Annotated in this window: 24 protein-coding genes and 1 pseudogene; 10 read left to right on the forward strand and 15 right to left on the reverse strand. The window is 66.1% G+C overall.

Annotated elements, in window-relative coordinates:
- Positions 1-41 precede the first annotated feature (41 nt).
- The 4 genes from speB to NNX35_RS11855 all read left to right on the forward strand — a co-directional run bounded on the left by speB (position 42) and on the right by NNX35_RS11855 (position 5022).
- Positions 42-1010, forward strand: a complete 969-nt coding sequence (gene speB / locus NNX35_RS11840) for an agmatinase (RefSeq protein WP_255766723.1) — start codon at positions 42-44, stop codon at positions 1008-1010.
- Entirely contained in the window at positions 1007-2689 is a 1683-nt protein-coding gene (locus NNX35_RS11845; RefSeq protein WP_255867869.1) for a thiamine pyrophosphate-binding protein, read from the forward strand. Before speB ends, NNX35_RS11845 begins: the two co-directional genes overlap by 4 nt.
- 117 nt (positions 2690-2806) lie before the next feature.
- Positions 2807-3319, forward strand: a complete 513-nt coding sequence (locus NNX35_RS11850) for a MarR family winged helix-turn-helix transcriptional regulator (protein ID WP_255867870.1) — start codon at positions 2807-2809, stop codon at positions 3317-3319.
- Positions 3320-3360: 41 nt separating this feature from the next.
- Positions 3361-5022, forward strand: coding sequence for an MDR family MFS transporter (locus NNX35_RS11855; RefSeq protein ID WP_370647049.1), 1662 nt, complete (start codon positions 3361-3363; stop codon positions 5020-5022).
- 4 nt (positions 5023-5026) lie between these two features.
- On the opposite strand, the gene NNX35_RS11860 is transcribed toward NNX35_RS11855, so the two are convergent.
- From NNX35_RS11860 to NNX35_RS11880, 5 genes are all read right to left on the reverse strand, one after another.
- Positions 5027-6235, reverse strand: a complete 1209-nt coding sequence (locus NNX35_RS11860) for an FAD-dependent oxidoreductase (protein WP_370647039.1) — start codon at positions 6233-6235, stop codon at positions 5027-5029.
- On the reverse strand, positions 6210-6941 hold the full coding sequence (locus NNX35_RS11865) for a class I SAM-dependent methyltransferase (protein ID WP_255867871.1): 732 nt from the start codon (positions 6939-6941) through the stop codon (positions 6210-6212). Before NNX35_RS11865 ends, NNX35_RS11860 begins: the two co-directional genes overlap by 26 nt.
- Positions 6938-8152, reverse strand: coding sequence for a type III polyketide synthase (locus tag NNX35_RS11870; protein ID WP_255867872.1), 1215 nt, complete (start codon positions 8150-8152; stop codon positions 6938-6940). The genes NNX35_RS11865 and NNX35_RS11870 overlap by 4 nt, the downstream gene beginning before the upstream one ends.
- 95 nt (positions 8153-8247) lie before the next feature.
- The gene (locus tag NNX35_RS11875; RefSeq protein WP_255766729.1) at positions 8248-9027 is read right to left on the reverse strand and encodes a cytochrome c oxidase assembly protein; all 780 of its coding nucleotides are present in this window, start codon (positions 9025-9027) and stop codon (positions 8248-8250) included.
- A complete protein-coding gene (locus NNX35_RS11880) occupies positions 9020-9508 on the reverse strand; it encodes a DUF2243 domain-containing protein (RefSeq protein WP_255863792.1) in 489 nt (162 codons plus the stop codon). The genes NNX35_RS11875 and NNX35_RS11880 overlap by 8 nt, the downstream gene beginning before the upstream one ends.
- Before the next feature lie 78 nt (positions 9509-9586).
- Between NNX35_RS11880 and NNX35_RS11885 the strand changes: the two genes are divergently transcribed.
- Together NNX35_RS11885 and NNX35_RS11890 are read left to right on the forward strand one after the other, a co-directional pair.
- Positions 9587-9880, forward strand: coding sequence for a DUF503 domain-containing protein (locus NNX35_RS11885; protein WP_255863793.1), 294 nt, complete (start codon positions 9587-9589; stop codon positions 9878-9880).
- 54 nt (positions 9881-9934) lie between these two features.
- Positions 9935-12445, forward strand: coding sequence for a Tex family protein (locus NNX35_RS11890; RefSeq protein WP_255867873.1), 2511 nt, complete (start codon positions 9935-9937; stop codon positions 12443-12445).
- 29 nt (positions 12446-12474) lie between these two features.
- Here the strand turns inward: NNX35_RS11890 and NNX35_RS11895 are convergent, their stop codons facing one another.
- The 3 genes and pseudogenes from NNX35_RS11895 to NNX35_RS11905 all read right to left on the reverse strand — a co-directional run.
- Positions 12475-12693, reverse strand: a complete 219-nt coding sequence (locus tag NNX35_RS11895) for a hypothetical protein (protein WP_255766733.1) — start codon at positions 12691-12693, stop codon at positions 12475-12477.
- 13 nt (positions 12694-12706) lie between these two features.
- Positions 12707-13399, reverse strand: coding sequence for an HAD family hydrolase (locus NNX35_RS11900; protein ID WP_255766734.1), 693 nt, complete (start codon positions 13397-13399; stop codon positions 12707-12709).
- A gap of 163 nt (positions 13400-13562) precedes the next feature.
- Positions 13563-13976 (reverse strand): annotated as a pseudogene (locus tag NNX35_RS11905) (very short patch repair endonuclease); the annotation flags it as partial.
- A 127-nt stretch (positions 13977-14103) separates the two neighbouring features.
- Between NNX35_RS11905 and NNX35_RS11910 the strand changes: the two are divergent.
- On the forward strand, positions 14104-14340 hold the full coding sequence (locus tag NNX35_RS11910; protein ID WP_255766735.1) for a DUF1508 domain-containing protein: 237 nt from the start codon (positions 14104-14106) through the stop codon (positions 14338-14340).
- Positions 14341-14463: 123 nt separating this feature from the next.
- Here NNX35_RS11910 and NNX35_RS11915 read toward each other — a convergent pair whose 3' ends face one another.
- Positions 14464-14607, reverse strand: a complete 144-nt coding sequence (locus tag NNX35_RS11915) for a hypothetical protein (RefSeq protein WP_255766736.1) — start codon at positions 14605-14607, stop codon at positions 14464-14466.
- Between the two features lie 187 nt (positions 14608-14794).
- Here NNX35_RS11915 and NNX35_RS11920 point away from each other — a divergent pair, with 187 nt between their 5' ends.
- Positions 14795-16465, forward strand: coding sequence for an FAD-binding dehydrogenase (locus tag NNX35_RS11920; RefSeq protein ID WP_255863797.1), 1671 nt, complete (start codon positions 14795-14797; stop codon positions 16463-16465).
- An 83-nt stretch (positions 16466-16548) separates the two neighbouring features.
- On the opposite strand, the gene NNX35_RS11925 is transcribed toward NNX35_RS11920, so the two are convergent.
- Positions 16549-17082 (reverse strand): hypothetical protein, encoded by a 534-nt coding sequence (locus NNX35_RS11925; RefSeq protein WP_255766738.1) that lies wholly within the window; start codon positions 17080-17082, stop codon positions 16549-16551.
- Positions 17083-17352: 270 nt separating this feature from the next.
- On the opposite strand from NNX35_RS11925, the gene NNX35_RS11930 reads away from it, so the two are divergent.
- The gene (locus tag NNX35_RS11930) at positions 17353-17976 is read left to right on the forward strand and encodes an FMN reductase (protein ID WP_255766739.1); all 624 of its coding nucleotides are present in this window, start codon (positions 17353-17355) and stop codon (positions 17974-17976) included.
- A 16-nt stretch (positions 17977-17992) separates the two neighbouring features.
- Here the strand turns inward: NNX35_RS11930 and NNX35_RS11935 are convergent, their stop codons facing one another.
- The 3 genes from NNX35_RS11935 to NNX35_RS11945 all read right to left on the reverse strand — a co-directional run bounded on the left by NNX35_RS11935 (position 17993) and on the right by NNX35_RS11945 (position 22372).
- A complete protein-coding gene (locus NNX35_RS11935) occupies positions 17993-18445 on the reverse strand; it encodes a MarR family winged helix-turn-helix transcriptional regulator (protein WP_255766740.1) in 453 nt (150 codons plus the stop codon).
- A 110-nt stretch (positions 18446-18555) separates the two neighbouring features.
- Positions 18556-18816 carry a hypothetical protein gene (locus NNX35_RS11940; RefSeq protein ID WP_227923117.1) on the reverse strand — a complete coding sequence of 87 codons (261 nt, stop codon included), beginning with the start codon at positions 18814-18816 and terminating at the stop codon, positions 18556-18558.
- A gap of 217 nt (positions 18817-19033) precedes the next feature.
- A complete protein-coding gene (locus tag NNX35_RS11945; RefSeq protein WP_255766741.1) occupies positions 19034-22372 on the reverse strand; it encodes a DEAD/DEAH box helicase in 3339 nt (1112 codons plus the stop codon).
- A 263-nt stretch (positions 22373-22635) separates the two neighbouring features.
- On the opposite strand from NNX35_RS11945, the gene NNX35_RS11950 reads away from it, so the two are divergent.
- On the forward strand, positions 22636-23208 hold the full coding sequence (locus tag NNX35_RS11950) for a GNAT family N-acetyltransferase (protein WP_255766742.1): 573 nt from the start codon (positions 22636-22638) through the stop codon (positions 23206-23208).
- On the opposite strand, the gene NNX35_RS11955 is transcribed toward NNX35_RS11950, so the two are convergent.
- Both NNX35_RS11955 and ppk2 read right to left on the reverse strand, forming a co-directional pair.
- Positions 23205-24020: an alpha/beta fold hydrolase gene (locus tag NNX35_RS11955; RefSeq protein ID WP_255766743.1), complete on the reverse strand. Its 816-nt coding sequence runs from the start codon at positions 24018-24020 to the stop codon at positions 23205-23207. The genes NNX35_RS11950 and NNX35_RS11955 overlap by 4 nt on opposite strands.
- Before the next feature lie 84 nt (positions 24021-24104).
- Positions 24105-25142: a polyphosphate kinase 2 gene (gene ppk2 / locus NNX35_RS11960; protein ID WP_255766744.1), complete on the reverse strand. Its 1038-nt coding sequence runs from the start codon at positions 25140-25142 to the stop codon at positions 24105-24107.
- Positions 25143-25196 lie beyond the last annotated feature (54 nt).

Below are 25196 nucleotides of genomic sequence, written 5' to 3' on the forward strand. Positions count from 1 at the left end.
ACACCGGGCGACGACGCCCATCCCGGAACCGGAGACTACCTATGGACAACCTTCCCCGTGTGAACGCGAACGGCCGCATCGGACCCGTGGACGCGGCGCAGGTCCCGCGCTATGCAGGGGCTGCCACCTTCGCCCGGCTGCCCCGCCTGGACCAGGTGGAGCAGGCCGAGGTCGCGGTGGTGGGAGTGCCCTTCGACAGCGGGGTTTCCTACCGGCCCGGCGCCCGGTTCGGCGGCAACCATGTCCGCGAGGCCAGCCGGCTGCTGCGTCCGTATAACCCGGCCCTGGATGCCTCCCCGTTCGAAAACCTGCAGGTGGCCGATGCCGGCGATATGGCCGTGAACCCCTTCAATATCAATGAAGCCATCGAGACGGTCCAGCAGAACGCCCTGGACCTCACGGAGCATGGCACCAAGCTCTTGACCCTGGGCGGAGACCACACCATCGCCCTGCCGCTGCTGCGCGCCGCCGCTGAGCGTGCCGGTTCTCCGGTGGCCATGCTGCACTTCGACGCACACCTGGACACCTGGGACACCTATTTCGGCGCCGAGTACACGCACGGCACCCCGTTCCGCCGCGCCGTCGAGGAAGGCATCCTGGACACCGAGGCCATTTCCCATGTGGGCACCCGAGGGCCGCTGTACGGCAAGAAGGACCTTGAGGATGACCGCCGCTTCGGCTTCGGCATCCTGACCTCCTCCGATGTCTACCGCCAGGGCGTGGATGAGGTTGTGGCAAAGCTGCGGGACCGGATCGGCAACCGTCCGTTGTATGTATCAGTGGACATCGACGTCCTGGACCCGGCCCACGCCCCGGGGACCGGCACCCCCGAGGCGGGCGGCATCACCAGCCGCGAACTGCTGGAGATCCTGCGCGGGCTGCGCGGACTGAACCTGGTGGGCGCCGACGTCGTCGAAGTCGCCCCTGCCTACGACCATGCGGACATCACCGCCGTGGCCGCCTCACACGTGGCCTACGACCTGATCACCTTGATGGGACTGTCCGCATGAGCGCCGATTCCACTGTCCCGGGTCCAGGCGAGGCCGTCCCCGGAGCCGGACCCGTCCGCAACGGCGGCGACCTGGTGGTGGAAACCCTCGAAGCCCTCGGTGCCAGCAAGGTGTTCGGCATCCCCGGCCAGCATGCCCTGGGACTGTTCGACGCCCTCTCCCGCTCGCGGCTGGAATTCATCTCCTCGCGGGTGGAAAACAACTCCGCATTTGCGGCCGACGGTTTCTCCCGGGCCACCGGGCAGGTGGGGGTGCTGTTCCTGTCCACCGGTCCCGGCGCCCTGACCTCGCTGGCCGGGCTGCAGGAGGCCTATGCCACGGGAGTGCCGATGATCGTGGTGGCCAGCCAGATCCCCATTGACGGGCTCGGGGCCCGGCGCCGGGGAATGCTGCACCAGCTCGATGACCAGAAGGCCTCCGCAGCCAACGTCACCAAGAGCCAGCGGCTGATCCAGCATGCCTCCGGCATCCCGTCCGCCATCCAGGACGCCTGGACGGAAGCCATCTCCTCCCCGGCAGGGCCGGTATGGATGGAGATCCCGCAGAACGTACTGCTCAACCCGGTCATGGTGCCTGCCGTGGAAGACGCGTTGGCGGAACCGTTTGACAACCCCCCGCGCAGCGAACTGGTCAAGGAAGCCGTGCGCTGGCTCTCCGACGCCCGCCGGCCCGCCGTCATCGCCGGCGGCGGAGTGCGCCGCAGCGGTGCCGAGGCTGCGGTGCTTTCCATTGCCCAGAAGCTGCATGCCCCGGTGATCTGCACCCCCGGCGGCAACGGAGCCTTCCCCTGGAACCATCCGCTCTCCCTGCAGTCCTGGATGGAGGACCGGCACATGACGGAGGTGCTCGAGGACGCCGACGTACTGGTGGTCATCGGCTCCTCGCTCGGCGAAGTGACGTCCAATTACTTCACCATGGCACCCCGCGGCCGGATCATCCAGATCGACGCCGAACCCCGGGTCCTGGAGTCCAACCGGCCGGCGCTGGGTATCCGCGCCGACGCCCGGCAGGCCCTGGACGCGCTGGACGCCGCCCTTCCGGCCGCGGAACACGTTCCCGACTGGCACGGACAAAGCGCCGAGGAGCTGGTGGCCGGCGCCCTGGCCCGGGTACAGGCCCGGCTGGATACCCAGGGCCTCGACATGGAACGCCGCTTCATGGCGGACATCCGCGCCGCTGTCCCCGATGACATGCAGACCTACTGGGACATGACCATTTCCGCCTACTGGGCCTGGAGCTGCTGGGATGCGAAGTCCGGCCAGTTCCACTCCGCCCAGGGTGCCGGCGGATTGGGCTACGGCTACCCGGGCGCAATCGGCGGTGCTGTGGGCCTGGGGGAGCGGGTGCTTGCCGTGTCCGGCGACGGTTCGGCCATGTACTCCATTTCCGAACTGGCCACGGCCCGGCAGCATAACCTTCCCGTCACCTGGCTGATTGTCGACGACGGCGGCTACGGCATCCTGCGCGAATACATGGAGGATGCGTTCGGCAAGGCCACGGCTACGGAACTGGCACGCCCGGATTTCGTGAAGCTCGCGGAATCCTTCGGCGTTCCGGCCCGCCGCTGCGCTCCCGCCGACATACGCACGGCATTGGAAGAGGCCTTTGCCGGAGAAGGCCCCAACGTAGTTGTGGTTGAAGCGCGGATAGGACTCTTTGCTCCCACCCACCTGGCCTAGTCCTGCAGGCCGCCGGATCCGGGGAGCGGGGCCCGGTTAGTTAGTTGACCTAGGCAAATTTCCGCGTATAGTTGCCTAGGTCAACTATCAGTACCAACCTCCCGGAGACCCATCCCCATGCCTATGCAACAGGAAACGGCGGATGACCTGATCCGGAAGATCTTCGCCCTGCAACGTACGTTGCGGTGCGTGACCCAGCACAGCGCCGACATCGGCGGACCCGGCGTGGCGCTGCAGGGCGTCATGCGGATGATCGGCGAAGACGGCGAGCTGCGGGCGACCGAGCTTGCCGCCAAACTCGGTGTCGGCCCTGCCGGACTCAGCCGCCACGTCGCAGAACTGGAAGAACTCGGTTACGTCCGGCGTCGCCCGCATCCGCAGGACCGCCGCGCCTACCTGATCAGCCTGACCGAGCTGGGGGAGTCAGTCCTCCGCGAAGCACTCAAGGCCCGGGCCGTCCTGCTGCAGGAAGCCCTTGCCGCCTGGTCCGAGGACCAGGCGCAGCTCGCGTCCGACACCCTTGGAGCGCTCTCAGATGCGCTCTTCACCTCCATCCGCCGAGCGCCCGGAGCCGCCGAGCCGACGCTGGAAACCCCCGTATCCGATCCGCAGGAGCTAACAACTAAGTGACCGATTCCAAGACCGCCCGGAAGAAACACGTCCCCGGTGACATGAGCCACCGACAGATCCTGCAGGCCCTTACCGGCCTGCTGGCCGCGCTGTTCACGGCAATGCTGAGCACCACCATCGTGGCCAACGCGCTGCCCACCATCATGGCCGACCTGCACGGAACGCAGACCGACTTCGCCTGGGTGGTCACGGCCGCCCTGCTGGCCAACGCCGTAAGCACCCCGATCTGGGGCAAGCTTGCGGACCTGTTCAACAAGAAGCTGCTGGTGCAGCTGAGCATCGTCATCTTTGTTGCGGGGTCCGTCCTCGCAGGCTTCTCCCATTCCATGGACCTGCTGCTGACCGCACGCGTCATCCAGGGCCTGGGCATGGGCGGCCTGACGGCACTGGCCCAGGCAATCATCGGTTCCATCATTCCGCCGCGGGAACGCGGCAGGTACTCCGGTTACATGGGCGCCGTGATGGCGGTGGCCACCGCCGGCGGCCCGCTGCTGGGCGGCTTCATCGTGGACAGCCCGCTCGGCTGGCGCTGGACCTTCTTCCTCTGCGTTCCGCTCGCCGTCGTCGCCCTCTTCCTGCTGCAGGTCACGCTGCACCTGCAGCATGTACGCCGTCCCGCCAAGATCGACTGGCTCGGCTCGATCCTGCTTACCGCAGGCGTCTCCCTGCTCCTGATCTGGGTCTCTTTCGCCGGCAAGCCCGACTACTACGAATGGTGGTCATGGGAAACGGCCGCCATGGTGGGCGGATCCGTCATCCTGCTGGCCCTGCTGGTGCTGGTGGAGTCCAAGGTCGCCGAGCCGATCATTCCGCTGAAGATCATCAGCCAGCGGACCACCGCCCTCGCGATCATCGCCTCGGTTGCGGTAGGTATCGCCATGTTCGGTTCCACCACGTTCCTGGGCCAGTACTTCCAGCTGGCACGCGGCTTCACGCCCACCGAGGCCGGATTGCTGATGCTGCCGATGATTGCCGGCAACCTCCTCGGGTCCGTAGGGTCCGGCATGCTGATCACCCGCTTCGGCAAGTGGAAGCGGTTCCTGATCATCGGCACGGTCCTGGTGATCCTCGGGACGGCGCTGGCCGGCTTCATCAACCATGAAACCGACATGATCCTCGTCAGCCTGTTCATCTTCGTCCTCGGTGTGGGCATGGGCCTGCTGATGCAGAACCTGGTGCTGGCCGTGCAGAACACGGTCAAGGTCAGCGACGTCGGCTCCGCCAGCGCGTCCGTTGCCTTCTTCCGCACCGTGGGCGGCGCCATCGGCGTCTCGGTACTGGGCGCTGTCCTTTCCAGCTCCGTCAGCCGGCGAGTAACAGAGGAACTGGACAAGGCCGGCATGCCGACCAACGGCGGCGGCACCACCGCCACGCTGGACCTGGGCGGGCTCCCGCCGGAGGTCCAGATGTTCTTCCGGATTGCGTATGCGGAGGGCACTGCGGATATCTTCAAGATCGCCGCCGCGGTGGCTATCATCGCGCTGGTTGCGGTGCTGTTCATCAAGGAGAAGGCCCTGCGCCGGACCCTCGACATCAAGCCCACCTCCTCCAACCCGGTCGAACCGGGCCTGGCCGGCGGTGCGGAGATGCTGCACACCGGTGCCATGTCCGCCGTCGAACCGGCTACCGTGCCGGATGCCGGCCGCCGGGAGTCCGCACCGCGGACCGACGGCACGGAAAAGGCCGGCACCACCGCGCCGTAAGCACCTACTGCATGGTGAAACGCCGTGCAACGGCCCCGCCCAGCGCCGGGACCTGGAACATCCGTTCCAGCCCGGCGTTGCGCAGGGCCATCACCCCCGCAGGCAGCGGCCGGCCCAGCACCATATTGATCTGTGCCTGGGCGGAGGCGACGACGGCGTCCCGGCGGCGCCGACGTTCGAACTCCCGCAGTTCCCTGCCCACCGGTTTACCCTGCAGGGATGCCGCGATGATCGGCGCAACGGCAGCGGCGTCCAGCCAGCCCAGGTTCATCCCCTGTCCGCCGATCGGGCTGATCTGGTGTGCCGCGTCCCCGATCAGGACCGTGCGTCCGGAAACCAACCGGTGCGCCCGTCCGATCTGTACGCCGAAAGCACTCAGCATGGAGTTTCCGGCCACCTCCAGGCGGTGCCCGGTCCGCTGCCGCACCAGCTCCGCGAGACCGGAGACGGTGGGATCCTGCTGCAGTGCGTCGGTATGGACCACCCAGCGACGCAGGCCGCCGGGCAGTGGAAAAGACTCCACAATCCCGTCCGGCTCGAGATACAGCACGGCCAGCGTCCCGTCACCGGTGCCGTCCGGGAAGTCGCCCATCAGATAGGTGTCCGGCAGTTCACGCGAAGCCCAGCCGCTGCCCAGTGCGGACCGGACCGGTGACCGGGCGCCGTCGGCCGCCACGAGGAGGCACGCCTGTGTGGTGAAGGGTTCTTCACCGTGGATCCCGTGCACCCGGACGGCGGCGCCGTTGTCACTGAAGGTCTCAACCCGGGCGCCGCGGACCAGTGCTCCCGGGTCGAGGGCTCTGAGGCGTTCCTCCAGCAGCTGCTCGGTTCTCACCTGCGGCAGGGTCAGCACAAAGGGGTACCGGGCCGACGCCGCGGCGAAGTCCAGCCGGGCCACGGTCCGCCCGGCGCTGCGGGCTTCCCCCTGCGTGATCCGGGTCCCTTCCCGCGTCATGGTGCCGGCGATGCCTGCCTGTGCCAGTGACGCCAGGGCCGGAGGATGCACCCCGATGGCCCGCGAATGCCTGCTGCGGTTCAGCCGTTGTTCCAATACCTGGACGGACACCCCCTCCTGGAGCAGCAGGACGGCCAGATACATCCCCACCGGCCCGCCGCCCACCACAACCACTTCGGAAGAGCGGCGGGGAACGGACGAGGCGGCTTCTTCCGCGGCGACGGCCGGCAGGTCAACCCGCACGGTGGTCAGCTCCACAGGAGTGCGGTGAATGAAGCAGCAGGTTCTGCCACGGCCGCTGCTGCAGGCTCTGCCAGCCCAGGGGCGCCACCTCGGCGATCTCCGCCGCGGTGAAACTGCGGCGGATGGAGGTCAGCCCGTCGGGCCGGATGAACGAGCCGGGGAAAAACGGCAAGGTTCCGACGGAGAACAGGGCGTAGGCCCAGCGGCTGCGCTCAATGTCGCTGTGCAGGCAGAGCCTTCGGCCCAGCCGCCTCGAGTCCGCCAGCAGCGCCTGCAGTTCCGCCGGTGCCAGATGGTGGAGCATGTGGTTGGAAATCACGACGTCGTAGGAACGCCCCTCCGCAACCAGCTCACTGCTGTACGCCTGGCGGAAGGACAATCCCGGCAGCGGCGGCAGCGCGGAGGCGAACGCGTGCGCCCTCGGATCCGGGTCGATGGCGGTGATTTCCACGGCCAACCCGTCCCTGCGGGCCCAGCGCGCAATACAGCGGGGAACGTCCCCGCCGCCGGAGCCGATGTCCAGCAGCGTGCCACCGCCGCTTGCCGCGAAGATCGGACGAAGGTACCGGACATAGTTGCGCCGCCACCCCGAGACCACCGCATTGACCAGCCAGAACTGGGCGTAGGTGCGCTCGAGGCGCTGCAGGTCGGCGTCGGGCCGGTCCATTTCCTCCACCGCGTCTACTGCCCGGGTGGCCAGGGAGGGAAAAACGGCGATCATACTGCGGCGGGGACCTCCGCCGGCACTGCCCCCGCCGGCTCTGCCAGTTCCGCAGACACCGCTGCCGAAGGCTGCACCGGTCCGCCGACCCGGGTGAACAATCCGGTCTCCACGGTGAGGCCCGGGCCGAAGGCCATGGAGCAGATCCGTTCGTTCCCGCCGCTGAAGGGCTGTTCCAGGATGTACTTGAGCACGAACAGTACGGTGGCGCTGCTCATGTTGCCCACGGTGCGCAGGGTCTCCCGGGCCGGCACCAGCTGCTGTTCGCTCAGTTCGAGTTTCGCCTCGACTTTATCCAGGATGCTGCGGCCGCCGGGGTGGATGGCCCAGTGCTCGATCTCCCGGTAGGGCCGGGCGCTGACCGATGCGACGTGCGCCAGCAGGGGTTCCAGTGCGCCGACAATGTGGTCGTCGATGATGTGCGGGACGTAGGTGCCCAGCACCATCTCGAAGCCTTCGTCGCCGATGTTCCAGGCCATGGCCTCCTCACCCACCGGGGTCAGGATGGTTTCGAAGTGGTCCAGCTGGATGGCCGGTCCCGAGTCCGGAAGGTCTTCGCGGGCGGTGATGATGGCCGCTGCTGCACCGTCGGCGAATAGTGAGGACCCCATGATGGCGTCCGGATCATTCGACGTGCGGACGTGCAGGGAGCACAGCTCCGCACTGACCACCAGCACCACGGCGTCGGGATCCGACTCGCAGAAGGATTTGGCGGCGCGCATGGCCGGGAAGGCTCCGTAGCAGCCCATAAAGCCCAGGTGGTAGCGCTGCACGGACGGATTCAACCCCAGCGCCCGGGTCACCTTGTAATCCGGGCCGGGGTTGAAGAAGCCCGTGCAGGACACGGTGACGACGTGGGTGATATCCGACGGGGCGATACCGGCACAGGCGTCCAGTGCCTTGGAGGCGGCTTCGATGAAGAGTTTCGTGGCCTCCACCGCGAAGATGTCATTCCTGGTCTTGGTGCTGGGCCGCAGCAGCAGGCCGCTGCGGGCATCGTAGAACTTGGGATTTTCCGAGGTGTCGGTGAGCGAGAGTTCCGCCAGTGCCGTACGGCGGGTGTCGATGGCCGCCGAATCGAAGCAGGTACGCACCAGACGCTCACCCAGCCGGGTCAGGCCGGGCTGGGCTGCGAACGTGTCGCGGACTTCGGACTGCACCAGGACAGTGGGCGGGATCGCAGTTTCCAGGGACCTGAGGGTAACCGTCATAGTCCATTGTTAAGGGATGGTGATGCTCTGCACAATGGTTGGGGTTACTGAACGATCAGCCCCGGCTACTGGTTTCGCGGCTTGAGCAGTTCACGCTACTGAGGGTGGACGGCGGACGCGACCTTGCCGCGTGGCCGCGCTGACGCGTACCACTGGCGGCACAACAGCACGATCAGCACCAGTTCGAGGATTCCACCGCCGTAGTACATCACCAGCGCCCCGTGTTCCGCGGCCGTGGCCGGGATCCCGGGAGGCGGGTCGGCGTAGATGCCCTTGGCGAGGATATTGTGCGCAGCGATGGAAAGCACCAGGACGATTGCCCGCAGCCGATAACCGGCCCGGTGCGGGGAGGGATCCCGTCCCACGATGGAAGCCGTGAACAGGTAGCCGGCGGCCAGCAGGTGGAAGGTCACCAGCCAGTGCACCGGCATCGACTCCTGCATTGCCTGCAGCAGCCCGGTGCGGAACATCAGGATCATGCCGCCGGTGTTGAGCAGCGCGGCGGTGACCGGGAAGGACAGGAACCGGGCGAACCGGCTGCGCAGCACCCGGGAGAGCCGGCGGGCCGGAAAAACATCGAGGGTGCGTAGTGCCAGGGTGAACGGCCGGGAGAGCACCAGCAGCAGGGGCGAGAGCATCCCGGCCAGGAGATGCGAAAAGCTCAGTACAGCGAAATCCCGATGCGCCAGTTCGGCCAACGGGTTCAGGACCGTAACCAGCACGGCGGCCACACCCAGCGTGAAGAAAACCGTCCGGTACCAGGGCCAGCGGCCGGAGCGCGGCGAACGCGCGCCCGCCCAGTAGACAACCAGGGCAACTACGGCGGGAATGAAGAACAGCGACTCTACGGGAAAGCCGCTGCCGTGGTTATGCATCGGCTGAGGCTGTCGATTCCCGCGGGACGGCAGCGCGGGTGCGGTAGGTAAGGAACGCGCCGGCAATGATCAACAGCACCGCGATGACGTTCCAAACCGTGTCGTACACAAGCAGATCCACCTCGTAGCGAATCTGGTGAAGCCCCATGAGCTTGTGCTGCACCGTGCCGTCATAGAGCTGGAACATGCCGGCACCCAGCAGGACGCCGCCGGTCCACCGCTGCAGGAGAGCCTCATGCCACCGGCGCAGATCGGCGAACAGGAAGAGGCCGGCTACAACGGCGAACCAGCCGAAGGCATGGAACAGCCCGTCCGAAAACAGCCCCGCAGACGTAGTGGAGCGGTCGTAGAAATGATGCCACTGCAGGAGCTGGTGGAATATCACTTCGTCGACGAAGGCAGCCAGTCCGATCCCGAAAAGCAAGCCGGAAACCAGGTTGCGCCGCCGCGGAGAGCGGCGCTCGCGGAGGGGAGAACTCATGATTCGAACATAACACCGGCACGGCGCCGGCCGCAGGGGTGCGTGACATGCACGGCGTCTGCGGCAAGGATGGGAGCCATGTGGATAGGGGCGCTGGAGCTGGACCTGTTGCTGGGGGACGTGCATTCCCTCAAGGGGAAACGGTCGGTCGTCCGGCCCATCCTTGCGGAACTGCGGCGCAAATTCGATGTCTCCGCCGCAGAGGTCAGCTCCCTGGACCTGCACCGCCGGTCAGGGATAGGCGTGGGCATTGTGGCGGCGGACCGTGCCCACGTGGTGGATGTGCTGGATGCCGCGGAACGGCTGGTGGCGGGCCGGCCGGAAGTGGAGTTGCTGAGCGCCCGGCGTCAATTGTTCACCGAGCAGGACTAGCCACCGCGCTCCGCATCCGCCCATCCGCCGGATAAATGGGGAACAATTGGCCGGGTGAGTCTTAGCACCGTAGAACCAGTCAATGTTTCCGGATCCACCGATGAGCAGGTGATTGCCCAACTGGCCGCCGAGCTGGGGGTAGCGCCCTGGCAGGTCCGGGCGGCGGTGGGCCTGCTCGACGGCGGCGCCACGGTTCCGTTCATCGCCCGGTACCGCAAGGAGGCCACCGGCACGCTGGATGACGCCCAGCTGCGGGACCTGGACGAGCGGCTGCGGTACCTGCGCGAACTGGAGGACCGGCGGCGGGCCATCCTCGAGGCCATCGCTGCCCAGGGGAAGCTGACGGACGAACTGCGGGAGGCCGTCGTCGGCGCCGAGACCAAGTCCCGCCTGGAAGACATCTACCTTCCTTACCGCAGCAAGCGGCGGACCAAGGCCCAGATAGCCAGGGAAGCGGGACTGGAACCGCTGGCGGATGCGCTGCTGGCCGATCCCCGGCGTTCCCCGGACGCTGAGGCCGCGCGGTACGTGCGCGAGGGGATCCCGGATGCGGCCGAGGCGCTCGCCGGGGCACGCGCCATCCTGATCGAACGGGTTTCCCAGGACGCGGACCTGTTGACCGAACAGCGCGAGAAGCTCTGGCGCCAGGGCCGGATGCGCTCGCAGGTGCGTCCCGGCAAGGAAGCCGAAGGGCGGAAATTCACCGACTACTACGACTTTTCCCAGTCTCCCTCCGGGATGCCGTCACACCGCGTCCTCGCCCTGTTCCGCGGCGAGAAGGAAGGCATGCTGGAACTGGCCCTGACGGAGGGGGATCCGGCCGATGCCGAAGTCCTGGCTGCGGCCCGCGCCCGATACGAACGCTCCGTGGCGGCCCGTCTGGGGGTGGCGGACCGCGGGCGTCCCGCTGACCCGTGGCTGATGACCACCGTGCAGCTGGCCTGGCGGCGGATCCTCGCCAAGCTCTCGGTGGATCTGCGTGTCCGCCTCTTTACGGAGGCGGAAACCGAGGCGGTGCGGGTATTTGCGGCCAACCTGCGGGATGTGCTGCTGGCCGCACCCGCCGGAAACCGGACCACTCTGGGACTCGATCCCGGGCTGCGTACCGGCGTGAAGGTTGCCGTGGTGGACGGCACCGGCAAGGTGGTTGCCACCGATACGGTGTATCCCCATGCGCCTGTGCGCCGCTGGGATGACGCCCTGGCCACGCTGGCCGGTCTGGTGAAGCAGCACGGGGTGGAACTGATTGCCATCGGCAACGGCACCGCTTCCAGGGAAACGGATAAGCTCGCTGCCGAGTTGATGAAGCTGGTCCCGGGCGGGTCGCTGGGCAAGCTGGTGGTGTCCGAGGCCGGTGCGTCCGTGTACTCAGCGTCCGCCCTTGCCTCGGCCGAGCTGCCCGGCATGGATGTGTCCCTGCGCGGCGCCGTCTCGATTGCCCGGCGGCTGCAGGATCCGTTGGCGGAACTGGTGAAGATCGATCCGAAGTCCATCGGGGTGGGCCAGTACCAGCACGACGTGACGCCGGCGAAGCTGGAGCGTTCGCTGGATGCGGTGATTGAGGACTGCGTGAACGCCGTGGGGGTGGACGTGAACACAGCCTCCCCGTCGCTGCTGACCCGGGTGGCCGGCGTCGGTCCGCTGCTCAGCGAAAACATCGTGGCTTACCGCAATGCGAACGGGCCGTTTGCCCGCCGGCAGGACCTGATGAAGGTGCCTCGGCTCGGGGCGAAGGCCTTTGAACAGTGTGCCGGGTTCCTGCGCGTCAGCGGCGGAAAGGAACCGCTGGACGGGACCAGCGTCCACCCGGAGTCCTACCCGATTGCCCGGAAGGTCCTGGCTGCGTCCGGGGCGACCATGAGCGCGTCGGGAGCGGCCCTGGAGGGTGTGGACCCCGCAGCGTTCGTGGATGACCAGGTAGGCCTTCCGACCGTTTTGGACATCATCGCCGAGCTGCGGAAGCCGGGGCGGGACCCGCGGCCCGCTTTTGAAACAGCCAGCTTCTCGGAGGGAATCGAGAAGATCTCGGACCTGCGTCCGGGAATGGTCCTCGACGGCGTGGTCACCAACGTGGCTGCCTTCGGCGCCTTCGTGGACGTGGGAGTCCACCAGGACGGGCTGGTCCACATCTCCGCGATGTCGCACACCTTCATTTCGGACCCACGGGAGGTGGTCCGGTCCGGACAGGTGGTGAAGGTCAAGGTGATGGAGGCGGACCCGGAGCGGAAACGGATTTCGCTGACGCTGCGGCTTGACGACGACGCCGCGGAGCCCGGCGGGCGGTCCGGACGCCCTCCGCAGGGAAGCCGCAAAGCCGAGGGCACCAAGCCGAGCAGCACCAAGCCGGGCAGCGCGAAGCCCGGCATTACCCAGTCGGGCACCGCCAGGTCCAGGGCCGAGAAACCCGGCACGGGCAGGACCAATCCGGGCAGGTCCAACCAGGCCAAGGCTCAAGGTGCCGCCGGCATCCCGAAGGCCAGCGCCCCGAAAACCAGCTCACCGAAGGCCAGCGCGCCCACCGGGGCCATGGCGGATGCGCTTCGGGCGGCCGGGCTGCTGAAATAGCCCGACCGTCGCCTCTTGCAGCCTGCTGCTTACTCTGCGGGACCCTCGGCCTCGGCTGCTTCGTCGGCCTTGTCCTGTGCGGCAGGGACCGCGCCGGCAGGTGAGGTTCCCTGATCGTCGCGGATGTTGCCGGCCGAATGCGAGGCGCTGCCTGGTCTCCGGGGTTCGCCGGTGGGGCCGGGTTGCGGGGCGCTGGGACCGAGCGGGTCCTCGGCGTCGTTTGCGGGGCCGGTGGGTTCAGTAGTCACAATGTCCTCTCGGTTAGCCCTGGGCGAGGAGTTCGCCCAGCAGGCTGGTGTCCAGGGCAGCAAGAAGTGCCCGCGGATTTTCGTAGACTTCGCGGGCGCCTGCCTCGCGCAGTTCGGCTTCGCTCGTGCCGCCGCAGGTCAGGCCGATGGTGGGAATGGAGAGCTTCCCGGCTGCCTTGACGTCCCACACCGAATCGCCCACGAACACGGTGTTCGCGGCTTCCAGGCCACCGGCCTCCAGGGCAGCTTCGAGGATGTCCGGGGAGGGTTTGCTGGCTTCGGCGTCTGCGGAGCTGGTGGCATCGGTGATCGCGGAGTCGGCGTCGATGACGGTGCGCAGGTACTCGAGTTCGGCTCCGGAAGCGGAGGATGCCAAGACCACGGTGAGGTCTTTCTTCGAGCAGGCCTTCAGGAGTTCGCTGGCGCCGTCGAAAGACCGAAGCGAGGGCCACCAGGTGGAGAAGATGGCACCGTGTGTGGCATCGAGCTGCTCATCCTCGTCCTTGTTGCGGTCTTCACCCAGCAGATGCTCCACGAGCTTGTCGCCGCCCATGCCAATGGCGCGGTGGATGGCGGACATCGGAACGTCATGTTCCATCCGGCGGAAGGCCTGCCACCACGCGACGGCGTGCAGATAGTTTGAATCCACCAGGGTTCCGTCTACGTCGAAAAGAACGCCGCGCTTGCCGTTGTCCGAATTACTCATGGTGTGTGCCTCAGTTTCCTTGGAGCCTGTCTGGTTCGTCTGGTTCGAAGTCTAGTGGCCGTGCCGCCGACGACGACGCCTCCGCCGACGTCGATCCGTTGGCACCGGTGGCTGCCGGCGCACCGGTGGCTGCCGGCGTCGCGCGAACCTGTCCGGGCGGGCCCAGGAAGGTACGCAGTTGTTCTTCGAGGATGCTGCGGTCCCGAAGTTCGCATTCCCAGACCACCAGGACGTCCCAACCTCCGGCCGCCAGCCGTTCCTGGGCCGCCGCATCCCGCTCGACCGTGCGTTTGCGTTTCGCGGCCCAGAACTCGCTATTGGTCTTTGGGGCGTGCTGCCCGGCCCGGCAGGAGTGGAAGTGCCAGAAACAACCGTTGACGAAGAGGACTTTCCTGCGCCCGGCGAAAACCAGGTCAGGCTTGCCCGGAAGGCTGGTCTTACCGAAGGAGCCGTGCAACCGGAACCGGTAACCCGCGGCGTGGAGGATGCCGCGGATCAGGAGTTCAGGCTTGGTGTTCTTGCCCCGGATGCGCGACATGTTGCGGCTGCGCTGCTCCGGACTGACGGTATCGGCCATGGGTCCAGTCTAGGAACAGATCACAATTGCATTTCGCACTACTCGATTCTTGCGGCGGGGGATCCGCAAACTCATAAGGTGACTTAGCATTGAAGGCACTGATACACCCCTTACAAGGAGGTAAGCGATGTCGGGCTACTTCAAGCTGGTGGACGCCCACGAGGGAAGTTTCCGCATTAAGCTCATTGCCGGCGACGGAACGCTGATGGCAGTGTCCACGACTTTTGAAACCAAGCGGGAAGCAGCGGCCGGGATCGCGCAGCTGCGGGAGATTGCAGGAACAGGTCCTGTAGTCGACCAGAGCCGGGATTCGGATGTGCTGGGCGAAGCCAAGAACTCGGCCCCCAAGGCAGCAGCCAGCTGACGAGACGACGAACATACAAACCAGGCCTTCGGCTCCCTAACCGGGAACCGGAGGCCTGTTCCGTTGTCGCAGCGCTTCCTTACTGCCGGGCGCATGCTCCAGGCCCGCGCGGATCTGCCCTACTCAGCTCTGGTCTTCGCCACCTTCGGCCGGCTCCTGGGTGTGCTCGCGCTGCTCGTTTTCCTGCTCGTTGGTCTCACCTTCGGACGGCTCCTGCGAATGCGTCCGGTTGGAGTCCTTTTCCTTGTTGGCGCTCTGTTCGCTCATGCGGTTTCTCCGATTCATGTCCAGCCGACACCGGCATCCGCCGGCTCTAGCGGCCCTACCTCCAGTCTAGAAACCTCTGCCCTAACCTAGAACCCCTTAGGGACACACTCGGACTCGAGGAGCGGCTGCGGACACGCCTGCACCACGCTGCTGGCCAGTACCCGTCGTCGCCGGTAGCGTGAGCCGGATGCAGCCAAAAGACGCGGACGTCATTGTTGTTGGAGCCGGGCTCGCCGGCCTGGTAGCCACAGCCGAACTCGTGGACGCCGGACGCTCGGTGATCCTGCTTGAGCAGGAGGGATCCCAGGGGCTGGGCGGCCAGGCGTGGTGGTCCTTTGGCGGGCTTTTCCTGGTGGATTCGCCTGAACAGCGCAGGCTCCGGGTGAAGGACTCCGTGGAGCTTGCCTGGCAGGACTGGCTGGGCACCGCGGGTTTTGACCGCGAGGAGGACCATTGGCCGCGGAAGTGGGCCGAAGCGTACGTGCATTTCGCTGCAGGGGAGAAGCGGGCCTGGCTGCAGCAGATGGGGCACCGGATCTTCCCGGTGGTGGGCTGGGCCGAGCGCGGCGGATACGGCGCCAACGGACCAGGGAACTCCGTTCCGCGCTTCCACATCACCTGGGGCACGGGGCCGGGGATCACCGCGCCTTTCGAGGCCAAGGTGCGCGACGGCGTCGAACGCGGCCTGGTGCGTTTCGCCTTCCGCCATCGCCTCGATGACCTGGTCCTGACCGGGGGAGCCGTGACCGGCGTGCGCGGCAGCGTCCTGGAGCCGACGACGGCGCCTCGCGGCACCGCTTCCAGCCGTACCGTAGTCGGGGACTTCGAATTCAGTGCCTCCGCCGTGGTGATAACCACCGGAGGCATCGGCGGAGACCATGACGCCGTCCGGGCAGCGTGGCCCCGGAGAATGGGACCTGCGCCCGCGAACATGCTCAGCGGGGTGCCCGAGCATGTGGATGGGCGGGGCATCGGAATTGCCCAGGCTGCCGGCGGGCGGGTGATCAACCCGGACCGCATGTGGCATTACGTGGAAGGAATCCGGAACTGGGACCCGGTCTGGAAGAACCACGGAATCCGCATCCTGCCCGGTCCGTCCTCGCTGTGGTTGGATGCGGCCGGAAACCGCCTGCCGGTGCCGTTGTTTCCGGGTTTCGACACCCTGGGGACCCTGGAGCACCTGCGCCGCAGCGGCTCCGACTACAGCTGGTTCATTTTGAACAAGGCGATCATCCGCAAGGAATTTGCGCTTTCCGGGTCCGAACAGAATCCGGACCTCACCGGAAAATCAGTCCGCGACGTCCTGAAACGGGCCACGGCCGGAGTGCCTGCCCCCGTCCAGGCGTTCCTGGACCACGGCGAGGATTTCATTACCGCCAATTCGGTCGAGGAGCTCGTCGCCGGCATGAACCTGCTGGCCAAAGGCTCGTCCGTGCATGGCGACGCGCCGGAACTGTCGGCGGAATCGGTGCGGCATGAACTGGAATCCAGGGACCGGGAAATCCGCAACCCGTTCACGAAGGATTCGCAGGTGACCGCCATCCGCGGGGCACGCACCTATCTGGGGGACAGGCTGATCCGCACCGCCGCACCGCACCGCATCCTGGATCCGAAGGCCGGACCGCTGATCGCAGTGCGCTTGTCCGTACTGACCCGCAAGACCCTCGGTGGGCTGGAAACGGACCTGCAGTCCCGGGTCCTGGCCGACGACGGCACACCGGTTCCCGGTCTCTTCGCAGCCGGGGAGGCCGCCGGGTTCGGCGGCGGCGGAATGCACGGGTACCGCTCGCTGGAAGGGACGTTCCTCGGCGGATGCCTGTTCAGCGGACGAGCTGCCGGCCGGGCTGCGGCCGGCTAGGCAACGGGTCCGCCAAAGGCCGCTGGCCGGGACACCTTGTAGGTGGCCCGGCCAGCGGAGAAACGGTTTTGCGGTGTAGCGGCCTAGCCGGCGTAGCCCAGGGACTTCGCCTGGCGGTACTGCTTCATCTGGTTGAAGTAGGCACTGGCCGGGGCGGTAAAGAGCATCACCACGCCGGCAACGACCAGCAGGATGGAAACAAGGCTGAGGATACCTTCGAGGGAGCCGTTGATTCCGATCAGGCCGAAGAGGGAAAGCCCGGCGAACACGGTGATGACGATGCGTGCCCAGTTGTGGCCCTTCCGTGCAAACACGGCGAACAGGACGCTGACCGCAACACTGATAACGCCGATCACGACGCCGGTAACAATCCCGATGGTTACTGCCGTGTCCGCTTCAGCGGCGCTGAGCCCGCTGACCCGGGCAAGTTCGCTGCGGCCCTCATCCGACATCAAGGTGACAATGGAAAGGATTCCGGCAATGAGGCTGACAACGGCAGAAGCGATCAGGAGCCAAAAGCCACGCTCCACTGCAGCCGGACGCTGCGGCGCGGCAGGAGTGGCAGCAGGTTGTCCCCCGCTGAAGGCGTTGTAGTTGTAGTTCGAAGGCGTACTCATTTTTCCCCTTAGGTGCTTTGGGCTACGGTTTGCGGAAATGACAAACGGTCGTTTCGGCCCAGCGTAGCCAAGATCTCCCCATCTGCGCCTCCCCACTCCGGGGGAGATTCATCGTGTTTTCATCCGGATGCACCCATGCCCGGGTCCGCCGGAAGGATTACCCGGGAACCGCCGGCTCCAGCGCTGCATCCGATTCGGTTTCCGAACCGGAATAATGCCGTCCCCGCCGCAGTTGAGATGAACATGCAAACGCATGAAGAGGAGTCGAACATGGTGGATCGCAGGATTGTCGTGGTGTCGGGCGGACTGGGTGTCCCGTCGTCGTCCCGGATGCTTGCCGACGCCCTGGCAGCGGCGACCAAGACTGAAATCGAGGGACTTGGGCTGAGCGCCGGCGTCAGCACCTTCGAACTGCGCGAATACGCCGTGGACATTGCCAACAACATGGTGACGGGTTACGCGGCGCCGCGGCTGGACGCGGCGATTAATGAACTGATTGCCGCTGATGCCCTGGTGGCGGTCACGCCGGTCTTCACCGCGTCTATGAGCGGACTGTTTAAGTCCTTCTTCGATGTCATCGACAACACCGCACTGGACGGGAAACCGGTACTGCTTGGTGCCACCGGCGGCAGTGCCCGGCACTCCATGGTCCTGGACTACTCCCTGCGGCCGATGTTCAGCTACCTCCGTGCGCGGGTGGCCCCCACCGCTGTCTACGCCGCACCGGGGGACTGGGGGACGGGTGAAACGGGTACGGGCACTTTGGATCAGCGGGTTCGCCGTGCTGCCGGAGAACTGGTGGCGCTGTTGGGGGATGCCCCGGTGCAGAAGCGCCGGGATCCGGCGCAGTCGCTGCCCTTCGAGGAACTGCTCGCCCAGACACAGCGCAAGTAGTTACGGACCGCTAAACCTACGTGTCCACGCGGGGGCCGGACCCGACGTCGCCGTCCCACCCCAGATTGCCGGCCATCCGCTGCAGGACGGCAAGCAGGGCGGTGTATTCCTCTTCGGTGATGTTGTCTGTCATCAGCTGCCGAATCCGGTCCACCGCACCGCGGAGGTTCTCCAGGCTTCGGCTGCCAAGGTCGGTGAGCTGGTACTGGCCGTCTTCCAGCAGCACCCAACCGGATTCCCGCAGCTCCTCGATCAGCTCCGCGGAGGTGCCGGTCTCCACTGCGGGAAAGTAGGGGCGCAGGCCGTCCGACAACTCTTTTTGGGTAGCGGGGCCCTCAACCAGCAGGTTCATCATTTGCCACTGCCGGCGGGTCACGCCATGTTCTTCGAAGCTGGCACCAAATTGGTCGTCGACCAGCTGGTCGACGAGCTTGAGCCAGAATCCGATGGGACGCTCCTGATTCGCCATCACTCCACTGTACAAATCAAACCCCGTGCAGGGAATGGCAGTGGTGCAGGCAGTAGGCCGCCGTCGAAGCGGGCTTGGACGCCACGCCGGACCAAGCACCAGGGTTCGGCTCAGTCGAAGCGGGCTTGGGTGCCGCACCGGGGACAGGGGGCGGACCGGGCCAGGTCCAGGCACACCGCGCACACGGGAAGGTCGCCGGTATCGTCCTGCAGCGGACGGTTGGGCATCTGTTTGCCGCAGTAGGGGACCGGGCGGCGTGCACGGCTGCGTGCCCGCCGCTTGCAGGGGGTGCAGAAAATGTGCACCAGATCGTCTTCATCCTTGGGGCGAGTCTCGACCGGCCGGACCAGCGTTGATTCCTGGACGCTCATTGCCTTTCCTTGGTACGCATGTTGCTCGGCCCGACGCCGTCCGACGGCGGAAGCGGGCCCTGTTTCCAAGGTAATCGGTTCCACGCGCCGTAGAATCCGGCCGATCCGGCGCCGGCGCGGGATTGAGCGGCTGTCCCCAGATGCAGGGTGGCCGAATTCACGTCGGGATCCGCTGCTGATACAGGCCCGTTACTGCAGCAGTCCCAACGCAGTTCCGCTACTGGAGCAGCGACCGGATGTCGTCGGCGGTGAGCGCGGAACTGAAGACGGCGTCGTCGTCCATTACGGAGGAGAACAGCTTCGCCTTTTGCTCCTTCAGCGCCATGACCTTTTCCTCGATCGTGTCGCGGGCCACCATGCGGTACACCATGACGTTGTTTTTCTGCCCGATCCGGTGCGTACGGTCCACCGCCTGGGATTCCGCTGCCGGGTTCCACCACGGATCCAGCAGGAAGACGTAATCCGCCTCCGTCAGGTTCAACCCGAATCCGCCGGCCTTGAGGCTGATCAGGAACACCGGAACAACGCCGTCCTTGAACGAGGCAATGACCTCGGCCCGGTTGCGGGTGGAGCCGTCGAGGTAGGCGTACTTGATGCCCTGCTCGTCGAGGCGCTGGGCGGCCTTTTTCAGGAAGGACGTGAACTGGCTGAAGATCAGTGCCCGGTGGCCTTCGGCGGTAATGTCTTCGAGCTGCTCAAAGAGCACGTCCAGCTTCGCCGAGGGCACGCCGTCGTACTCCTCCGGCTCAACGAGTGAAGCGTCCAGGCTGAGCATGCGCAGCAGGGTCAGGGAACGGAAGACGATCATGCGGTTCCGGTCCATGTCCTGGATCAGGCCCATGAGTTTCTGCCGTTCGCGCTGCAGATGCGTCTCGTAAATCTTGCGGTGCTTGGGATGCAGTTCCACCTCCAGGATCTGCTCCTGCTTCTCCGGCAGGTCCTTGGCCACGGCTTCCTTGGTCCGGCGCATCAGCAGCGGCCGGATGCGCCGGCGCAGCCGTGCCAGCAGCTCCGGGCTGTCGCCGCGTTCAATGGGCCGCTGGTATTCGTCGGCGAACTTCCGGGCGGAAGGGAACAGGCCGGGAGCCACAATGGCGAACAACCCCCAGAGCTCCATCAGGTTGTTTTCCATCGGGGTGCCCGTGATGGCCAGTTTGAACGGCGCGGGTAGGTCCCGGGCGCACTGATGCACCCGGGTCACCCGGTTCTTGACGAACTGCGCCTCATCGAGAATCAGGCCGTCCCACTCCTGCTTCCGGTAGGAGGCGAAGTCCAGTCGGAACACCGCGTAGGAGGTGAGGACGACGTCGGCCCCTGCCACCACCTCGGCCAGCGGTACGCGGGACTTGCCGCTGGTGTCGGAGACCGTCACCACCTTCAGCCCCGGTGTGAAGCGTGCGGCTTCGGACGCCCAGTTGGGAACCACCGAGGTGGGGGCAACCACCAGGAAGGGCCGGCGGGGTTGAGCTACCGCGGAAGATTCTTCCTGTGCCTGCCGTTCCCGGGCGTGGGCAAGCAGGGCGAGGGTCTGCAGGGTCTTGCCGAGCCCCATATCGTCGGCCAGGATCCCGCCCAGGCCGTGGTCCCAGAGGAACGCCAGCCAGTTGAAGCCGTCCTGCTGATACGGCCGCAGGCTGGCCTGGAGCCCGGCGGGAAGCGGCACCGGGTCCACGGACTCCAGATCCAGCAGGGCCGAGACGGACTCCCGCCAGGCGACGGCTTCCTCGGTTTCCTCCGCCAGTTCCTCCAGTTCGGACCACAGTCCGGCCTGGTAACGGCTGATGGACAGTTCTCCGGTGTCCCATTCCTGCAGGCCCTGTGCCTCATTGATCAGGGCGTGGAGATGTTCAAACTCGGGACGGTCCAGGGAAAGGTAGGTCCGGTCCACGAGCAGCAGCTTGGTTTTGCCCTGCGCTATGGCCTTGAAGATGTCCGCGAACGGCACCAGCCGGCCCTCCACCGTGACCATCACGGCGAGGTCGAACCAGTCGCGGCGTTCGGTTTCCACCGTGGTGATCTTCAGCTTCGGCGCCTCGAGCAGCTCCCGGTAATCGGGCCGGGTTCCCTCGATCTCCACCCGCACCCCGTCGAGCTTCTCCAGCTCCGGCAGGACATGCTCGGTGAATTCGGCGGCCTCTATTTCGCGCAGGATCCGGTTGCGGGGTACCGCGTGCAGGGTTTTCCCCGCGGCGGCCAGTAGCGCAGCTTCGGCGGGGATGTCGCGGTAGGAGGTATCGCCGTCGTCCGCTGCCCCTGCCTTGCCGCTCTGGGGTGTGCGGGTGAGCGGCAGCCGGGTCTGGGAACTGCCGTGCTGATAGACCCAGCTCCAGGTCAGGGTCAACTGGTCCTCAGGGCCGAAGGCGGCGGTGAGGAGCAGTGCGGGCGGCTCGATCTCGGGGAACTCCACGGAGTCGTCGCTGCTGGTGACCGGCAGGACCTGCCGCAGCCGCGGGTAGAACTTCTCGAGGAATACCGCGGCGTCTGCCTTCGGCACCATTACCGGGGCGCCTTGGAGCAGCAGGCCCTTGTCCTGTTCCGTCAGGGTCTTGGCCGTGGGTGCCAGCGTGATGGTGTTCTGCGGAGACCGGAGGTAAATACCGTGGCTGCCGATAATCCCGGCATCTTCCAGCGGGACCGGCGAGCCGTCCACTTCGAGCGTCGGCAGCAGCTGCAGCGGCGCCGGAGTGTCCCCGCCGGCGGCCCGGACATCCAGGGACAGGGTGGCGAGTTTCCCGACGCGGACGGCGGCGTCCTTCTTGGTGCCGACAAACGGGATGCCCAGCCGCACCGCTTCATCCAGCAGTTGCCAGAGCAGGGGATTGGCGAAGTCGTCGAGGTACAGCCAGGAGTCGTTCTGCCCGAAGTAGCTCACCCCGTTGGAGCGGTGCAGGGCAGGGAACTGGGAGAACCAGCGGTGCTGGTCCGGATCCAGCCGCAGCCCGTAGGTCTGGTAGCTGATGTTGCTCCACGCCAGGTTGTTCTTGACCCAGTTGCCCTTGGAGTTTCGCACCACGGGACGCACCCCCAGGCGGAAGGGGGTGGCCCGGTGCCGGCTGCGCGGGGCGGGAGCGCCCCAGCGGGGCGCAGCTGCCGCGGCAAAGTTCCGCAGTTCGAACTGCAGTGCCAGGGGAGTGGTTTCCGTGGGCTTGGTGCTGTCTGCCAGATCCGCATCGATCAGGGTCTGCAGCGACTGCTGCCAGGCCGGCACGGATGGCCGTAGGGCGGGGGCGGAGAGTTCCTGCCGGGAAATCAAATGCTCGGTGTTGCTCTGCAGCGCTGCCGCGGCAACATGCTTGCAGTCGAAGCCGAGGGGGCAGCTGCAGTGGTTATCCAGCAGACGGTAATCACCCTGGCGTTTAGCGCCGAGCTGCAGCATGGTCCGGTAGGGGACCGACGCGCTGCCGCGAACAGACGCGCGCAGCACCTCGCCTTGCGCATCCCACTCCAGGGTCTCCACGGCGCCGCCCTTGGCGTAGGTCTGGCCCCGCTGAAACGCCGATCCGCCGACCACGCGGATGACGTCGGTAACGTCTACGAGCGGAGGGGTTTCGAGCATGGTTTTATCGTCTCACGCAGTACTGACGGTTTCCGCCGCCGGCTTCCTTCGGGGAATTTGGCAGGGTCCGGGGTGCCCTGTTTAGGATGTTAGTAGCGCGGATCACAATGGCGTGATCTGCGTTTCACTTCTTTCTGGTCGGGTACCGGCATGGAACCGCCGTTTCACGCGTCGGGGTGGCCCCGTCGTCGTCGTCCGCCCTCCTCCGCCTGAACCTCCGGTGCAGTCCCGGCTCCCAAATACCCGTGCGCTATTATCGCCGCATGAATGATTCTGCGGGTCTTCAGGAATGGTCATCTTCAATGCTCACCGGCGAGCGGGTCCGCTTCCGCGAGCTTCGTGAACCTGACCTCGCACACCTGGCCGAGTGGTGGAATGACCCGTCCCAGGCGATCCTGCAGCAGGACCGGGTCACCGTCCGCCCGCAGGAGGCCGCGGCGGCACTGTTTCGGACCTGGAGCAAGAACGAGTCACCGTCCGGTTTCGGCTACAGCATTGTCAATCCGGCCGAAAAGCTGATCGGACATATCAGCGTCTGGGGTATATCCGTTCCGGAACGGATTGCCACCATGGCAATTATCATCAGCCCGGAATTCCAGGACCAGGGCCTGGGGAGGGAATCCCTGCAGCTCGGACTGCGGATTGTCTTTGAGGAAATGGGTGCGCATAAGGCCGAACTGCAGACGTGGTCCTATAACCAGCGGGCCATTCATCTGTATCGGTCGCTGGGGTTCCGTGAGGAAGGACGCCGCCGCGCCGCTGTGTTCCACCGCGGAGAGTTCCACGACCAGATGCTGCTCGGAATGCTGGAGGAGGAATACCGGGCCGAGGGCTAGGGCAGTCCGGCGGACGCCGGTGACCCGGAGCCGACATGGATTTCGACGCGTTCGATCCAATCCCGCATCAAAGCTGAGACCAGCGCGGGACGTTCGAGGTGGAGGTTGTGCCCGGCGGCGTCCAGCACGGTGAAGGTGCCACGCGGGTAATTCTCCCGCACTGCCCAGCCGTCTTCGTATCCGGTGACATGGTCCTGACGGCCGAAAATGTGCAGGGACGGCGCTTCGAACGGCTGCGCGTGGGCGAGCTCGGGCTCCGTGTCCAGCGCGTAGTCAGCGGCAATCTGTTCCATAAGTGCCTGATCCGCGCCCCGGAGGCCCGGGAGCACGTACTCGGAGAAGCCCGCAAAAGCGTCGGCTGTCTGCAGGACCGCCTCGTCCTCGAAGTCGGCCGAGCCATCTGCCCCGGCCTCAATCAGGGCCGGGTCCCGGTGAATGATTTGCCGGGGCGGCAGGACCCGGTCTTCGTGGATCGCCGTGAACACCGACGCCAGGGTTGCCAACCCGAGCACCTGGTCCTTCAGGGTATGGGCCACGTGCCGGGCCACCATGCCGCCGAAGGAATTCCCGATCAGGGCAAACGGCTCGTCGCCCAGCCGGTTCCTGATCTCCTCGACGACGCCGTCTGCCACCTCTTGGGCGCCGGCAGCCGGCGTCCGCGAACCGTGCTCGGCCCAGGGAAGGTCAAGATAGATGCGCCGCCAGGCAAGGTCGCCAAGGGCGCCTTCCAGGGGCAGCATGATCCGGTGGTCCACGCCAAACCCGTGTATGAGCACCAGGGGTTGGCCGTTTCCTATTTCGCGGGCAATCACCCCGCGATCCTATGCGCGCCCCTGCCCGCACGGGCGGAACGACTGGCCGGAGTCTGAACCGTGAGCGGCACGGCTCCGCTGCAGCTACCCCGCGGCCTGCGTCGTAGCGTTTCCCTGCGGCTTCACCACCGGGAAACTGCCGTGCGGTTCATCGTCCTCTTCAAAATGGTTGTAGGCCCTTCCGACAATCAGCGGATCCGGTGCATGCGCAATGGAGCTGTCCTTGTTCGGATATTCCACTGTGCTGAGCACATGGCGCATCGCTTCGAGCCGGGCGCGTTTCTTGTCATTGGACTTCACTGCGGTCCAGGGCGCATCTCCGGTGTCCGTGTAAAAGAACATGGCTTCCTTCGCCTCGGTGTACGCGTCCCACTTATCCAGGCTGGCCAAGTCGGTGGGGGAGAGCTTCCACTGCTTCACGGGATCCGTTTCCCGGGCAGCGAACCGGGCCAGCTGCTCCGCCCGGCCTACCGAGAACCACAGCTTGTGCAGCAGGGTGCCGGAATTGACGAGCATCCGTTCGAGCTCCGGAACCTCCCGCATAAACTCCAGGTACTGCGCCGGGGTGCAATACCCCATCACGCGTTCGACGCCGGCCCGGTTGTACCAGGAGCGGTCCATCATCACGATCTCTCCGCCGCTGGGCAGGGTGCGGATATACCGTTGGAAGTACCACTGGGTCTGCTCCTCGGAGGTGGGCTTCTCCAATGCCACCACCCGTGCACCGCGGGGATTCAGGTGCTCGTCGAACCGCTTGATCGCCCCGCCTTTTCCGGCGGCATCGCGGCCTTCGAAGATGATGAGCATTTTCTGCCCGGTTTCCTTGACCCAGAGCTGCATCTTCAGCAGTTCAATCTGGAGCCGGCGTTTCTGCCGGTCATAGGTGCGCCGGCTGAGCTTGGTGTCGTAGGGGTAGTTCTGGCGCCAGGCGTCGTCGTCGACCTTGATCTTGAGCTTTTTGCCCTTCGTTTTCAGTTCCTGCAGCTCGTCGAGTTCCTGCGCATAGTCCTCCGCGACCGCCACGCGCTGACCGTCCAGGCTTTGTTCATCCGCCGCGAGTCCGTTGGCTGCTGACGGTTGCCGGGCCGAAACTTCCTTGGTGCCGTTCTTACTGGTTGCCATGACATCTCCACTGCCGGTTGGGTTATCCGAACTTACGCGGCACTGCCTACTGAT

This window comes from Arthrobacter sp. zg-Y844 (genome assembly GCF_024385465.1).
Taxonomy (GTDB): Bacteria; Actinomycetota; Actinomycetes; order Actinomycetales; family Micrococcaceae; genus Arthrobacter_B.

Excerpts from the sequence above, each read along its gene's own strand:
- NNX35_RS11915 (WP_255766736.1), bottom strand. The coding sequence starts at position 14,607 with ATGAGCGAACAGAGCGCCAACAAGGAAAAGGACTCCAACCGGACGCAT.
- NNX35_RS11870 (WP_255867872.1), bottom strand. The coding sequence starts at position 8,152 with ATGACGGTTACCCTCAGGTCCCTGGAAACTGCGATCCCGCCCACTGTC.
- NNX35_RS11900 (WP_255766734.1), bottom strand. The coding sequence starts at position 13,399 with ATGAGTAATTCGGACAACGGCAAGCGCGGCGTTCTTTTCGACGTAGAC.
- NNX35_RS11855 (WP_370647049.1), top strand. The coding sequence starts at position 3,361 with ATGAGCCACCGACAGATCCTGCAGGCCCTTACCGGCCTGCTGGCCGCG.
- NNX35_RS11910 (WP_255766735.1), top strand. The coding sequence starts at position 14,104 with ATGTCGGGCTACTTCAAGCTGGTGGACGCCCACGAGGGAAGTTTCCGC.
- NNX35_RS11875 (WP_255766729.1), bottom strand. The coding sequence starts at position 9,027 with ATGCATAACCACGGCAGCGGCTTTCCCGTAGAGTCGCTGTTCTTCATT.
- NNX35_RS11885 (WP_255863793.1), top strand. The coding sequence starts at position 9,587 with ATGTGGATAGGGGCGCTGGAGCTGGACCTGTTGCTGGGGGACGTGCAT.
- NNX35_RS11930 (WP_255766739.1), top strand. The coding sequence starts at position 17,353 with ATGGTGGATCGCAGGATTGTCGTGGTGTCGGGCGGACTGGGTGTCCCG.
- NNX35_RS11935 (WP_255766740.1), bottom strand. The coding sequence starts at position 18,445 with ATGGCGAATCAGGAGCGTCCCATCGGATTCTGGCTCAAGCTCGTCGAC.
- NNX35_RS11850 (WP_255867870.1), top strand. The coding sequence starts at position 2,807 with ATGCCTATGCAACAGGAAACGGCGGATGACCTGATCCGGAAGATCTTC.
- NNX35_RS11880 (WP_255863792.1), bottom strand. The coding sequence starts at position 9,508 with ATGAGTTCTCCCCTCCGCGAGCGCCGCTCTCCGCGGCGGCGCAACCTG.
- NNX35_RS11950 (WP_255766742.1), top strand. The coding sequence starts at position 22,636 with ATGAATGATTCTGCGGGTCTTCAGGAATGGTCATCTTCAATGCTCACC.
- NNX35_RS11925 (WP_255766738.1), bottom strand. The coding sequence starts at position 17,082 with ATGAGTACGCCTTCGAACTACAACTACAACGCCTTCAGCGGGGGACAA.
- NNX35_RS11940 (WP_227923117.1), bottom strand. The coding sequence starts at position 18,816 with ATGAGCGTCCAGGAATCAACGCTGGTCCGGCCGGTCGAGACTCGCCCC.
- ppk2 (WP_255766744.1), bottom strand. The coding sequence starts at position 25,142 with ATGGCAACCAGTAAGAACGGCACCAAGGAAGTTTCGGCCCGGCAACCG.
- NNX35_RS11865 (WP_255867871.1), bottom strand. The coding sequence starts at position 6,941 with ATGATCGCCGTTTTTCCCTCCCTGGCCACCCGGGCAGTAGACGCGGTG.
- NNX35_RS11845 (WP_255867869.1), top strand. The coding sequence starts at position 1,007 with ATGAGCGCCGATTCCACTGTCCCGGGTCCAGGCGAGGCCGTCCCCGGA.
- NNX35_RS11920 (WP_255863797.1), top strand. The coding sequence starts at position 14,795 with ATGCAGCCAAAAGACGCGGACGTCATTGTTGTTGGAGCCGGGCTCGCC.
- speB (WP_255766723.1), top strand. The coding sequence starts at position 42 with ATGGACAACCTTCCCCGTGTGAACGCGAACGGCCGCATCGGACCCGTG.
- NNX35_RS11945 (WP_255766741.1), bottom strand. The coding sequence starts at position 22,372 with ATGCTCGAAACCCCTCCGCTCGTAGACGTTACCGACGTCATCCGCGTG.